The organism is Sphingomonas sp. Leaf208 (assembly GCF_001421415.1).
GTDB lineage: Bacteria > Pseudomonadota > Alphaproteobacteria > Sphingomonadales > Sphingomonadaceae > Sphingomonas.
The window spans coordinates 41,185-53,359 of sequence record NZ_LMKH01000014.1; the positions used below are offsets into that span (position 1 = coordinate 41,185).

Annotated in this window: 13 protein-coding genes; 4 read left to right on the top strand and 9 right to left on the bottom strand. The window is 64.1% G+C overall.

Annotation, left to right across the window (positions count from 1 at the left end; all coding sequences use genetic code 11):
- Position 1: 1 nt before the first annotated feature.
- The 3 genes from ASE69_RS09180 to ASE69_RS09190 are packed head-to-tail and all read left to right on the top strand — an operon-like array spanning position 2 to position 2,897.
- Positions 2-1,264, top strand: a complete 1,263-nt coding sequence (locus ASE69_RS09180; protein ID WP_156362258.1) for a spinster family MFS transporter — start codon at positions 2-4, stop codon at positions 1,262-1,264.
- Positions 1,261-2,151 (top strand): SDR family NAD(P)-dependent oxidoreductase, encoded by an 891-nt coding sequence (locus tag ASE69_RS09185; protein ID WP_056485447.1) that lies wholly within the window; start codon positions 1,261-1,263, stop codon positions 2,149-2,151. Before ASE69_RS09180 ends, ASE69_RS09185 begins: the two co-directional genes overlap by 4 nt.
- Positions 2,148-2,897, top strand: coding sequence for an SDR family NAD(P)-dependent oxidoreductase (locus ASE69_RS09190; RefSeq protein WP_056485449.1), 750 nt, complete (start codon positions 2,148-2,150; stop codon positions 2,895-2,897). The genes ASE69_RS09185 and ASE69_RS09190 overlap by 4 nt, the downstream gene beginning before the upstream one ends.
- 4 nt (positions 2,898-2,901) lie before the next feature.
- Here the strand turns inward: ASE69_RS09190 and ASE69_RS09195 are convergent, their stop codons facing one another.
- The 9 genes from ASE69_RS09195 to ASE69_RS09235 form a co-directional block, all read right to left on the bottom strand.
- Complete coding sequence (locus tag ASE69_RS09195) at positions 2,902-3,918, bottom strand: NADP-dependent oxidoreductase (RefSeq protein ID WP_056485451.1); 1,017 nt, start codon at positions 3,916-3,918, stop codon at positions 2,902-2,904.
- The gene (locus tag ASE69_RS09200) at positions 3,915-4,922 is read right to left on the bottom strand and encodes an acyl-CoA dehydrogenase family protein (protein WP_056485453.1); all 1,008 of its coding nucleotides are present in this window, start codon (positions 4,920-4,922) and stop codon (positions 3,915-3,917) included. The genes ASE69_RS09195 and ASE69_RS09200 overlap by 4 nt, the downstream gene beginning before the upstream one ends.
- Position 4,923: 1 nt before the next feature.
- Entirely contained in the window at positions 4,924-6,099 is a 1,176-nt protein-coding gene (locus ASE69_RS09205; protein WP_056485455.1) for an acetyl-CoA C-acetyltransferase, read from the bottom strand.
- Positions 6,100-6,118: 19 nt separating this feature from the next.
- The gene (locus ASE69_RS09210; RefSeq protein ID WP_056485457.1) at positions 6,119-7,294 is read right to left on the bottom strand and encodes an acyl-CoA dehydrogenase family protein; all 1,176 of its coding nucleotides are present in this window, start codon (positions 7,292-7,294) and stop codon (positions 6,119-6,121) included.
- Entirely contained in the window at positions 7,294-8,442 is a 1,149-nt protein-coding gene (locus ASE69_RS09215) for a thiolase family protein (RefSeq protein WP_056485459.1), read from the bottom strand. Before ASE69_RS09215 ends, ASE69_RS09210 begins: the two co-directional genes overlap by 1 nt.
- A complete protein-coding gene (locus tag ASE69_RS09220) occupies positions 8,439-8,867 on the bottom strand; it encodes a Zn-ribbon domain-containing OB-fold protein (protein WP_056485461.1) in 429 nt (142 codons plus the stop codon). The genes ASE69_RS09215 and ASE69_RS09220 overlap by 4 nt, the downstream gene beginning before the upstream one ends.
- A gap of 61 nt (positions 8,868-8,928) precedes the next feature.
- Positions 8,929-9,729, bottom strand: coding sequence for a helix-turn-helix transcriptional regulator (locus ASE69_RS09225; RefSeq protein WP_235518379.1), 801 nt, complete (start codon positions 9,727-9,729; stop codon positions 8,929-8,931).
- A gap of 73 nt (positions 9,730-9,802) precedes the next feature.
- Positions 9,803-10,417, bottom strand: coding sequence for a TetR/AcrR family transcriptional regulator (locus ASE69_RS09230; RefSeq protein WP_056485464.1), 615 nt, complete (start codon positions 10,415-10,417; stop codon positions 9,803-9,805).
- An 85-nt stretch (positions 10,418-10,502) separates the two neighbouring features.
- The gene (locus ASE69_RS09235; RefSeq protein WP_056485480.1) at positions 10,503-11,213 is read right to left on the bottom strand and encodes a carboxymuconolactone decarboxylase family protein; all 711 of its coding nucleotides are present in this window, start codon (positions 11,211-11,213) and stop codon (positions 10,503-10,505) included.
- A gap of 137 nt (positions 11,214-11,350) precedes the next feature.
- Between ASE69_RS09235 and ASE69_RS09240 the strand changes: the two genes are divergently transcribed.
- A partial coding sequence (locus ASE69_RS09240; RefSeq protein ID WP_235518388.1) for an SDR family NAD(P)-dependent oxidoreductase occupies positions 11,351-12,175 on the top strand: 825 nt, incomplete at its 3' end.

Genomic DNA, 12,175 nt, shown 5'->3' on the forward strand with positions numbered 1-12,175 from the left:
TATGACGGGACAGGCCGCAGATACCCCGACGACGGCATCACGACGGATCGCATTGTTGGTGCTGATCGTGGTGTCGGTGTTCAACTATCTCGATCGGACGGTGATCTCGATCTTGCAGGTGCCGATCAAGCGCGACCTGTCCCTCAGCGATGCTCAGCTCGGCGCGTTGACCGGGTTGACGTTCGCCCTGTTTTATTCCACGCTCGGCGTGCCGATCGCGCGGCTGGCCGATCGGTACAGTCGCAGGATCGTGATTGCGGGATCGTTGTTGCTGTGGAGCGCGATGACTGCGGTAAGCGGGTTCGCTGGCAGCTTTGCCATGCTAGTTTTCTTTCGCATTGGCGTGGCGCTGGGAGAGGCAGGCAGCATTCCCGCAAGCCATTCGATGATTGCCGACTATTATCCGCCGGAGCGCCGGGCGACGGCGCTCGGTATCTGGGGGCTCGCACTCCCGATTGGGGTCATGCTGGGGTATCTGTCGGGCGGCTGGCTCGCCCAGGCGATCGACTGGCGGGCCGCTTTGTGGATTATCGGAGGGATCGGCGTCGTGCTGGCACCGATCGTCCTGATGATGCTCCGGGAACCGGTTCGCGGGCGCTACGATGCCGGGCCCGCCCCCGACGCCATGCCGTGGCGCGACGGGCTGGCTCTGATGGCGCGACGGCCGAGCCTTTTGCTGCTGTTCGCCGGTGGCGCGCTGAACAACGTCGTGCTCAGTGTTGCGCTCAATTGGAACGCGCCATTCTATACGCGGCTGCACGGCATGGCGCTTGGTGACGTCGCAACTGCGCTGTCGCTGATGACAGGTCTTGGCGGCGCAATCGGTATTTTCCTGGGAGGGTGGCTGACCGATCGTATCGGGGCCGACAAACCTCATCTCCGGCCGGTATTGACCGGGATTGCTCTGATCGCGGTCACGCCTGCCGCACTCGTCCAGCTGTTGTCGCCATCGACCACGGTATCGCTGATCGCGTGCGCGATGACGGTCATGCTGCTGTTCTTCTACTACGCGCCGATCATCGCGATGACCCAGACGCTGGTGCCGGCATCGATGCGGGCATTCACGTCGTCGATCCTGTTGCTGTCGGTCAATCTCATCGGGCTCGGTCTTGGACCATGGCTGACGGGCGTCCTGAGCGACGTCATCGGCATGGGCGACCAGTCGTTGCGCTATGCGATGGCGGCAATGTCCTTCGTCGGAATCTTCGCAGGGTCATGCTTCCTGCTCGCCGCCCGCTATTACAAAAAGGATTTGGCAAAATGAGCGATTGGTCGAACGGCTGTGCTGTCATTACGGGTGGCGGCAGCGGGATCGGCGCTGCACTTGCGCGCCATGCAGCGACATTGGGCATGAACGTCGTGCTCGCGGATATCGCGGTCGAAGAGGCGCAGGCGGTCGCCGACGAGATCGGAGTCGATCGTGCGATCGCGCTGCGTTGCGACGTGTCGTCCGAAGCCGACGTCACCGCGCTCGCCGATGCTGCGGAGGCCCGGTTCGGCCGTGTCGGCGTGCTCTGCAACAACGCCGGGATCGTGCCTGGTGGGCGTCATCGACGTGTGTGGGAATATACCGAAAACGACTGGCAATGGTCGCTCGGCGTTAATTTGGGGGGCGTATTGAACGGCATGCGCGTGTTCGTGCCCCGTCTATTGGCGGCGGAAGCGCCTGCGCATATCATGAACACGGCGTCGGTCGCCGGGCTGGTCAGCGGGTCGGGATCGGCCTGTTATGGCGCGGCGAAGCACGCCGTGGTCCGCGCGACCGAGGCCCTGTATGCGGGCTTGCAAGAAATGGAGGCTGCGATCGGTGTCACGCTGCTTCTGCCCGGCCTGGTAGCGACGCGGATCTACGATGCCGAGCGGTCTCGTCCGCAAGCGTTGGCGGGGCCAGATGGTCCGCCCAGCGAGTCCGCCGCTCTGGAAGCGATGCGCGACGATCTCTATCGCGGCGCACTTACTGCCGAACAGACCGCCACCATCGCCTTCGACGCGATCCGACAAAACCGCTTCTACGCGACGACGACCGACGCGTTCGATCCCGCAATCCGCGCGCGTGCCGATGCGATCCTGTCCCGGACGAACCCCCATTTCGAGAGCATCGTCGACATGAGCCGCAAGGATGCCGGATTGGCGGTCACGTCGGCGGGATGAGCTTCGTCGGCCGCTCTGTACTGATATCCGGTGCGGCAATGGGTATCGGCCTCACTACCGCGGGTCGCTTCCTCGAGCACGCGGCCGATGTATGGCTCGCCGACCGAGACGAACGCGCGCTCGCGTCTGCGTGCGGTGATCTCCCCCTTGCCCGCCGCGATCGTGCCATCGTGCTCGACGTCACGAACGAAGATGACTGGGCGGACGCCGCCAGTCGCATCGCCACGGCCGGCGGGTTGGACGTCCTGATCAACAACGCCGGGCGGGGTCATTTCCGTATGCTCGCCGATACCAGCCTTGCCGAGTGGCGCGAGATCCGCGCGGTCAATGTCGACGCACTGTTCCTCGGCACGCGCGCGATGCTGCCGATGCTTGCCGCGTCGGGATCTGGTGCGATCGTCAACGTCGCGTCGATCCGGGGCATGATCTCGGGGCCGGGATCGGGTTCCTATTGTGCAGCAAAAGGCGCGGCGCGCATGTTCGCCAAGGCGGCGGCGTTGGAGTTCGCGGCGCTCAGCAACCGCGTGCGCGTCAACACGGTCAATCCCGGCCTGATCGACACCCCGCTATCGCGTGCGGTGTTCAACGATCCCGCTGCGTCTGCCAGGCGATTAGCGGACATCCCGCTCGGTCGCGCGGGGACTGCGGAGGAAGTCGCCGACGCTATCGTCTTTCTCGCAAGCGACGCCGCCGCCTATATTACGGGTGCGGAGGTGTCGATCGATGGCGGCCAGACCGCGGGCTGACGCGTCACGCCGTGACCAGCAGCGTGCCGTCATTACCTCCGTCAAACAGTGCGACGAACGCTTCGGGCAGACGCTCGAACCCGGCGCGCTGGTCGACGCGGACGGTGAGCCGGCCTTCGTCAGCCCAATTCCGCAACTTCGCGCGCGCGACAGCAGCGCGACCGACGAAATCACCGACCACGAACCCTTCCATGCGGATGCGGCCATAGACCAGCTTCATCATGTCTCGCGGCCCTGGAGCGCCGCCCGCCCGGTCGTATGATGATATTTGCCCGCACAAGACGATACGGCCATGATCGGCCATCGCGTTCGCCGCAGCCTCGAGTTGCTCGCCACCGACATTGTCGAAGAACACGTCGATGCCACCGGGGCACAGTTCAGCCAAGCGGGCCGGAACGTCATCGTTGCGATAATCGATCGCTGCCGTCGCACCGAGTTCTTCGACCAGCTTGCGACATTTGTCGGGGCCTCCTGCGATACCGATCACGCGACCGCCTACTATCCCCGCGATCTGGCACACCAGCGAGCCAACCGACCCTGCCGCGCCTGACACGACGACGGTTTCGCCCGCCAGAGGCCGTCCGATGTCCAGCAACCCGAAATAGGCCGTCAGACTGTTGGGCGAATACAGGCCAAGCGCCTCGATGAGTGTCACGTCGGCAGGTATCGGAAATGGCGGGACGGGTGCTGCATCCGGACGAAGCACGCTCCAGTCCTCCCACCGCGCCATTGCAACCACCCGGGTGCCAACGAGATGATCCGGATGGTTCGACTGCACGACTTCACATGCTGTCATGCCGGCGATGGTACCGCCGATTGGGATCGAGCCGCGATAGCTTGCGGGTCCGGCGTTCAGCCAGTTGCGGATCGTCGGGGCCAAGGCGAAGATATGGTTGCGGACCAACACCTCGCCTCCGCCCAGCGCGGGAGGCGTAAAGGGCTCAGTCAGCATTGCAAAATCGCTCGTCGCGACACGCCCGTCGGGCCGCTTGGCCAAAGTCCACTTGCGGTTGAACGTCACGCCGCGAGCGCCACGCGCGCCTCACTGGCGCTACCAAATACACGTGCCAACAGAATGACCCGGCGCAGGCCGCGTCCGACTGGAAGTTCGTCGGTCACGCCCATTCCGCCGTGAAGGTGCACCGCCTCCTCGGCAAGCCGCTGTGCGGCGTCCGCAACATAGGCCTTGGCGCCCAACACGCCACGCACGAACCCGGCATCATCGCGGTCGACGATCGCCGCTTTCAGCATCAGCGATCGCGCCTGTTCAAGCGCGACGAACATTCGCGCCAACTTGTGCTGAACGACCTGAAAGGTGCCGATCGCGACGCCGAACTGTTGGCGCTGGCGCACATACTCCACGGTCTGCTCGTACAGCGTGGACATTGCCCCCACCAATTCGGCGACGTGGCAAAGGCGAATCATTGCCAGGGTCGTATCGCGGTCGCCTTGCGTCAGGGCCAGAGCAGGCGTGCCGTCAAACCGCACCATGCCGGCGGCCGATCCGTCGATCAGCCGCACCGGGTCGATCGAAAGCCCCTCGGCGGCGCGTTCGACAAGCCAGGTCGCGCCGTCGCCTATCACGACCAGTGCGGCTGCATCGACTGCGGACAATACAAAATCCGCGCGTCCCGTCAGCCGCGCGCCATCATTCGAGACATCGGCCACCGCGACGGCGAGCACGTGATCGCCCGTCATCGCCGCTGCTACCCATGTCTCGATTGCTGCGGCGTCACCCCCACGGGCGATCGCATCCGCGGCGCCGACGATCCCCTCGGCCAATGGCGTGATCGCAAGCGCGCGACCAAATTCTTCCGCCACGATCATCACGTCCTGCGGACCACCGCCCAAGCCGCCCGCTGCTTCGGGCAACAGGAAGCCGAACAGTCCCAGTTCACCCAGCGCACGCCAGTCGTCCTGTGAGATTGGCTCCTCGCCTGCCGTTGCGGGGTCCGTCCGATCCGCCAGAAAACGGCTGACGGTATCGCGCAACAGGACCTGTTCCTCGCTGGGGGTGATGTTCATGTCACGCCCGCTCCACGATCGTGACGTTGGCGATGCCCCCGCCCTCGCACATCGTCTGCAAGCCGTACCGCCCGCCGCGCTCATGCAGCGCGTGAACGAGAGTCGCCATCAGCTTCGTGCCCGTCGCACCCAACGGGTGGCCAAGGGCGATTGCACCGCCATTCACGTTAAGCCGCGCTGGATCGGCACCGAGCGCGGACAGCCACGCCATCGGGATTGATGCGAATGCCTCGTTCACCTCGAACAGGTCGATCTGATCCAGCGTCATGCCCGCACGCTGCAGCGCGCGACGGGTCGCGGAGATAGGCTCCTCCAGCATGATGACAGGATCGCCCGCCGTCACGGTAAGGTTGTGGATGCGCGCGAGCGGCGTCAGGCCATGCGTCCGAACCGCTTCGGCGGAGGCAACGAGGACACCGCTGGCGCCGTCGCAGATCTGGCTGGCGGTCGCCGCTGACAACGTGCCCTTCTCGCTCAACAGCTTGACCGAACCGATCGACTCGAGCGATGCGTCGGCACGTACGCCCTCGTCATGATCATGCACGACCGAATTGCCATCCGCATCGATCGTCGTGACCGGAACGATCTCGGCAGCGAAGGCGCCGGACGCGCGAGCGGCTACCGCCTTACGGTGGCTTTCCAGCGCATAGGCGTCCATCGCCGCCCGGTCGAAACCGTATTTGTCAGCGATCATCTGTGCACCGGTGAACTGGCTGAAGCCCTCGACTCCGTAGCGTTCCAGGATCTTTGCCGAGAACGGACTGCCACCCATCCCGGCCTTGGCGGCCAGCGTCACGGGCGATCCCATATGGACGCGGGACATGCTCTCGACGCCGCCGGCGATCACCAGATCCTGCGTGCCAGACATCACCGCTTGAGCGGCGAAGTGCAGCGCCTGTTGCGAGCTGCCGCATTGGCGATCGATCGTGACGGCAGGCACACTGTCGGGCAGCGACGACGCAAGGACGACGTTACGGCCAAGTGCGAAGGTCTGCTCGCCGATCTGGCTGACGCAGCCGATGATGACGTCGTCGATCGCCGCTGGATCGACACCGGTCTCGGCGATGATGGCGTCGAGTATCGTCGCACCCAGGTCCGCCGGGTGAATCCCCGCAAGCCTGCCATTGCGACGGCCACCGGGAGTACGTTTCGCTGATACGATGAAAGCTTCTAGCATGAAAATGGTCCTTCGATGGTCAGAGGCCGACGGCGGCCTTGGCAATGATGGTGAGCTGGATTTCGCTGGTGCCGCCAAAGATCGACCACGCCCGCGCGTTGAGATAGCGTGCGGCGGCCAAGCCTGCCTCGGGCGGGCCGACCAGTGCGGGCGCGTCGTCGGCGTGGAACGGGCGTTCGGCGGGGAGCTGCAAGCTCGCCATGCCGAACGCGTCGATCGCAAGACCCTCGATCCCCTGGCGCACCTCGGAGGCGATGAGTTTCACCGCGAGGCTACGCGCATGCGGTGGATTGCCCTGCTCGATCTCCAGCAACGTGCGCAACTCGGTCATCTCGAGCGCTTCCGCCTCCAGCCGCAGCCGGACGGCGCGATCCGCAAGTTCGCCCGTCAACGTCGTGGCGCGCGTCAAATGATCGAGATCGGCCAGCAATTGCGGCGCATAGCCGGTACCACCGCGCTCGTTCTCGAGCAGGAACTTGGCGATCGTCCACCCCTGCCCTTCTTCGCCGACCAGGTTCGCGACGGGAACACGGACGTCTTCGAGAAAGACCTCGTTCAGTTCATGGTCTCCCGACGCGCTCAGGATCGGTCTCACGGTAACACCGGGCGATGCCATGTCGATCAGCAGGAACGAGATGCCGCGCTGCGCCTTGACGGTGGCGTCGGTGCGTACAAGCGCGAACATCCAGTTCGCGAATTGCGCCTGCGTGGTCCAAATCTTCTGACCCGAAACGATATACTCGTCGCCTTCGCGCACCGCGCGGGTGCGGAGCGAGGCAAGGTCGGAGCCTGACCCCGGTTCGGAGAAACCCTGTGCCCAGATGTGCTCGCCGCTGCGCAATGCGGGCAGAAACCGCTTCTGCTGTTCATCGCTGCCGTAGGTATACAGGACCGGCCCGACCAGCTTCAGCCCCATACCGGGTAGGATTGGTGCACCCGCGGTCGTACATTCGGTCTCGAATATCCAGCGGCGCACGGCATCCCATCCCGGTCCACCGGCCGCTTGAGGCCAGAAATAGACGAGCCAGCCCTTGGCGTTCAACGCCGCCTGCCATGCAAGATACACGTCGGGTTCGGCGAACACGCCCGATGTCAGAGTTGCGCCCCGCCGCATCGCCGGCGTCAGAGCGTCCTGCAGGAAGGACCGCACCTCCGTACGGAAAGCCTGCTGTTCTGGAGATAGCGAAAGATCCATCACGCGCGCTCCACGATCGCGACGCCCGAGACGCCGGGGGCGCCGTAGACGTGACTATATCCCAACCGGGGGCTGCCCGGCACCTGCCGCGCGCCAGCCTGGCCGGTCAGTTGGCGATAATTCTCGTACACCTGCCGCAGCCCCGAGGCGCCGACCGGCTCCCCGCACGCTAGGCAACCACCATCGGTGTTCACCGGCAGCGCACCGCCGATCCGCGTTCGTCCCTCCGCCAGCCACCGTTCCTGCTCGCCATCGGCGCAGAAACCGTTCTCGGCCATGTGCATGATCTCTGCCCCGCTTTCGGTATCCTGCAATTGCGCGACGCTGATATCGGCAGGACTAACCCCTGCCATCTCATATGCGGCGCGCGAGGCGATCTCGGTGGGTGATGGCCCACGATCGATTTCCAGCGCCGGCGAAAAGACCTCGAACGACCCCGGCGGGCGGCTACGGACCGCGGCCGCACGAAGCCGCACCATCGGCAATCCCAGTTCGCGTGCGCGCTTGCCACTCGCGAAGATCAGAGCAACCGCGCCTTCGCCAGGCGAGCAGAACATGAACTTGGTCAGCGGGTCGCTTACCATCGTCGATTGCAGGATCATGTCCGCATCGACCGGTTCGCGCCGCCATGCATGCTCGGTCAGCGCACCATTTGCGAACGCCTTCTCCGCGACGGCTGCGAGGGTCGGTGGCGTAATGCCGTAAGCTGCCATGTACCGTTGGATCTTCATCGCGAAGAACTGCGTGGTCAGCATCAGGCCAGTCTCGCCATACCATTCGGGCAGGCCCCATTCGGCAGGCTTGGGATCGAAGGCACCACGCGGATGCTTGTCGAAGCCGACGGCGATACCCAAGTCGAATTCGCCCGACTTGATCGTCGTATAGGCGCCGAACATCGCCGAGCCGCCGGTCGCGCAACCGTTCGACACGTTGATGAACTGCAAGCCCGTCAGTCCCAGATCGGAGACCATGGTGTCCGCTTTGCCCGCGGCGTCCGATCCGCCGTAGGCGAACTGCACATCAGGCCACGACAGCCCTGCATCGGCGAGCGCCGCACGAACGGCGAATGCCCCTTGCTGCAAGCCACTACGGCCCGGCGTACGGCCGAACGGGTGAATGCCAGCACCGACGATGAAAACGTCGCTCATGCCGCCAACGCCGTTGGCGCGAAAGCGAAGGTCGTACGAACCTCTCCATCCATTCGCGTAAAGGCCTGCGCCACCAGCGTCATCGGCATGTCGATCGCGAATTGGTCGATGGGTGCGCCGGTCAGCCGACCCTCGACGATCAGTGCTTCACCCAAAGCCACATAGCCGACCGCATAAGGTTCGAACGCTTCTGGCCCCGCATAGGGCGGCGACTTGGGACGGAAACGCTGCACCGTCCACGACCACAAACGGCCTTCGCGAGGCAACGTTATCGTTTCAAAACGGTCCTCGTCATCGGGTAGCGGAAAGGCGATCGCGCCCGTCATGCGATTGCGGCCCGCCAACAAGACGACGTCGCCCTGTCCATCGCGGACAAGCAAGCGATCGTCGATCAGGGTCGCATCTTCCTGCGGTGCATCCAGCATATCTCTCTCCTTGGTTTGAGAGACTAGCGGCATCGCCAATGATACGCCGCTGACCTTTGTGTCAGCGCACCTTGCCGAGAAAACCGAGCTGCGCCGCCTTGAACAGCGCCTGGTCGCGATTGACGGCATCGAGCTTCTGCGCGGCGGAGCGGATATGAAACCGGATGGTGGTGCGCTTCAGGCCAAGGATGATCGCGATATCGTCGTTGGTCTTGCCCGCCCCCGCCCACCGCAGGCACTCGACCTCCCGCTTCGTCAGCGCCACTCCCGCCAGCTGCTCGCGTGGCTGTTCTGTTGCCTTGACGTAGCTGGTGATGAAGATTCGCGCGAGCAGCGCCAGTGCCTCGTCATGCGCGCCGAAGATCGCGCTCAGGTCCTCCACGTCATGATCATGATGGACGAAACTCGCAGCGCCGATCTGTCCGAACGGGAGATGCACCGGCGCCACGATCGCCGCGCGCGTGAACGCCCGCGCCTCAAAATCGGAGAGGTCGAGCGCTTCCAGCGCACGATTGCGCGACCGCGAATAAATGCCGCTTCTGTTGCACCAGAACGGTTCCCCCTCCAGCCGACACGCCTTGGGCAAAGGCGACGTCAGTCCGAGCAGGGGTACTTCCCACCATAACGCCCCAGCCTCGCCCGGCGTGAAGACATCGCCGGCGAGTACGCGGCCGTCCACATCCTTCATCGGCGTCGAGGTGGCGATATTGTGCGTGATGTTGACGAGTAGCCCGGTGCGCTCGCTCACCGCATCGCGCAGCGCCTCGGCAGCCGGACGTATGTCTGCGGACGTCTGTATCCGTACCGCGTCGAGGATATTGTCGTCGATCAGCATGGCAGCGTGGAGGGACTCACCGTCCAAGCATAAACAAGGTGAGGATCAGGTCGCGATCGGTCGTACATGGACGGGGTCTAACAGGATCGCCGCCGGCGCGTTACCCCTGCGATGGGTTGGTCTTGAGCCCGTCGAAGAAGGGTTGGCATAGCGCATCCGCGACTTGCTCCGGCGTCTGCGTCGGGGCCAGCGGCGGGTACCATTTATACGCCCAGTTGCACATGCCCAGGAAGCCGTAGGTCGTAATGGTCGAATCGACGCTGCGGAATTCGCCGCTCGCTATGCCGGCCTCGATCAAGCCCTTCACGCGGGCGAAATAATCGCGTCTTGCCTGGCGGATAGCATCGCGCATTTCCCCTTCCAGATCACCGTAATTGTCCATGAAGGCACGAACATAGCCCGGGTGGTTGGCGATCTGAGTCAGGATGCCGACGCACGCCGCGCGTAGCGACGGTACCGGATCGGAGCCCTCCTCCACCGTAAGCCCGGCAAGCAAGGCCTGGATATGCGTATCGTGGATCGCGTACAAAATGGAAATCTTGCTCGGGAAGTAATGGTACAGGGTCGGCTTTCCCATGCCGACCTCGTCCGCGAGCATCTGCATCGACGTATTGTGATACCCGACTTTGTCGAACAGGCCGGCGCAATGCTCGATGATCGCAATACGCTTCTCATCATGCGCTTCCGTGCGAACCTTGGTCGTCTTTGCCGGCATGCGGTGTCGTATCCTGTTGTCTAGCAGTTGTCGTTCGTATGCCGTTCGAGCGCGTGCGTCCATGCATCCGAGCAGCCTTGGCCTGTTAACCGCCCTTTGGCGCTTCCATCGCGGTTGCGCCGATCACCCATGCCGACAACCCGGCGACCGGGACCGCGCAGAGGATGGCTTCGGCGATCTGGGCCTCGGTCGCGCCCGCCTTTCGTGCGCCATCGATGTGAACGGACGCCCAGTTACTATAGTCCGCGGCGAGCACGGTCACGAGCAGGAGTTCCGCATGAGCCGGCTCCAATGCGGTCCCCGACAGCGTCCCCTCACGCATGAGATAATAGGCGTCGGCGCCGGTAGGCACGAGATCAAGCAACAGCCGAAGCGATGGCGGCACCGTACCGAAATACTTGATGAAATTGCCTTCCGCGTCTCCCTCCTCGACCTCAACCGGCTGCTCATCGGCCTCGATCACGGCATCGTCGGGATAGGTCACGCTCAGCACTTCGGCGAAACGGAGCGTCGCCCCCTCGCCTCGCGAACTCGACAAAATCGTCATCGCCGCGGCGGCATGCTCGCTCGTCAGCCCAGCGGTCGCGGCCTGCGCCAATTCCCGTCGAGCCATCGCCTCATAGCCTTTCGTACAAGCGGCCGCGGCGACAAACAGACGCTTGAGCGAAGCCGGCAGCGCACCGTCCTCCTCGACCACCTTACGAAACCGCGCATAACCCGCGACGGTCTTCGGCGCGTTGGAGCGCAGTCGCCCGCTTGTAAGCAGCGGATTGGCTTCGGGGGCGTCGCGAGTCACGTCTTTCTCCTTCAAGCAGAAGCCGATGATCCTTGGTGCGGCCTGTGTACCGCCCTTCTTAACGACCATCCGGACGCTGACAACAGTTGACGACCGACCGTACGGTCGATTATTCGTGGCGGCGATAATCGAGAAAGATGTCAGGCTATGACGAACGACCGGCAATCGACGTGATGAGAGAATTGGAAAACCGCGTTGCCCTGGTCACCGGCGCAGCGTCGGGCATCGGGCGCGCTACCGCCCGTCGCATGGCCGAACACGGTGCGACCGTTATTCTCGTCGATCGAACAGCAGACGCCTTGCCTAGCGCGCTGGAAGACCTGCCGGCAGGTGCGCACCGCACCGTCACGCTCGACGTCACCGACGAAGCCGGATGGATCGACGTGGCGCGGACCATTGACGATGAGATCGGGCATCTCGACATCCTGGTGAACAACGCCGGCTTCGGGACCTTCCGTTCCATCGCCGATACGACGCTCGATCACTGGCGGATGGTCATGGCCGTCAACCTCGACAGTATCTTTCTCAGCACCAAATATCTTCTGCCCCTGCTCGCGAAGTCGCCGACGGGCGGTGCGATCGTCAATATGTCGTCGATCCGCGGCATCGCGGGCGCCGCCAACACCGGCGCTTACTGTGCGGCAAAGGGCGGCGTTCGCATGTTCACCAAGGCCACTGCACTCGAATGCGCGGCCTTGGGCAACGGGGTACGCGCCAACTCCATTCACCCCGGACACGTCGCCACGCCCCTGACAGCGGGAGCGCACGCGTCGGAGGAAGGACAGCGCGCGCTGCTGGCGGACACGCCGCTTGGGCGCAAGGCCTCGCCGGACGAGATAGCCGACGCCATTGTCTTCTTGGCCGGAGACGGATCGCGTTCCGAACCTGGAGTCGACCGCACCGTTAACGTCCTTGTAATGCCGCGCCGCCCCGATACCGCCACGTTAAGCGCAAACGCCGTT

Coding starts and splice junctions, on each gene's coding strand:
- ASE69_RS09180 (WP_156362258.1), top strand. CDS start 2: ATGACGGGACAGGCCGCAGATACCCCGACGACGGCATCACGACGGATC.
- ASE69_RS09185 (WP_056485447.1), top strand. CDS start 1,261: ATGAGCGATTGGTCGAACGGCTGTGCTGTCATTACGGGTGGCGGCAGC.
- ASE69_RS09190 (WP_056485449.1), top strand. CDS start 2,148: ATGAGCTTCGTCGGCCGCTCTGTACTGATATCCGGTGCGGCAATGGGT.
- ASE69_RS09200 (WP_056485453.1), bottom strand. CDS start 4,922: ATGAACATCACCCCCAGCGAGGAACAGGTCCTGTTGCGCGATACCGTC.
- ASE69_RS09205 (WP_056485455.1), bottom strand. CDS start 6,099: ATGCTAGAAGCTTTCATCGTATCAGCGAAACGTACTCCCGGTGGCCGT.
- ASE69_RS09210 (WP_056485457.1), bottom strand. CDS start 7,294: ATGGATCTTTCGCTATCTCCAGAACAGCAGGCTTTCCGTACGGAGGTG.
- ASE69_RS09215 (WP_056485459.1), bottom strand. CDS start 8,442: ATGAGCGACGTTTTCATCGTCGGTGCTGGCATTCACCCGTTCGGCCGT.
- ASE69_RS09220 (WP_056485461.1), bottom strand. CDS start 8,867: ATGCTGGATGCACCGCAGGAAGATGCGACCCTGATCGACGATCGCTTG.
- ASE69_RS09230 (WP_056485464.1), bottom strand. CDS start 10,417: ATGCCGGCAAAGACGACCAAGGTTCGCACGGAAGCGCATGATGAGAAG.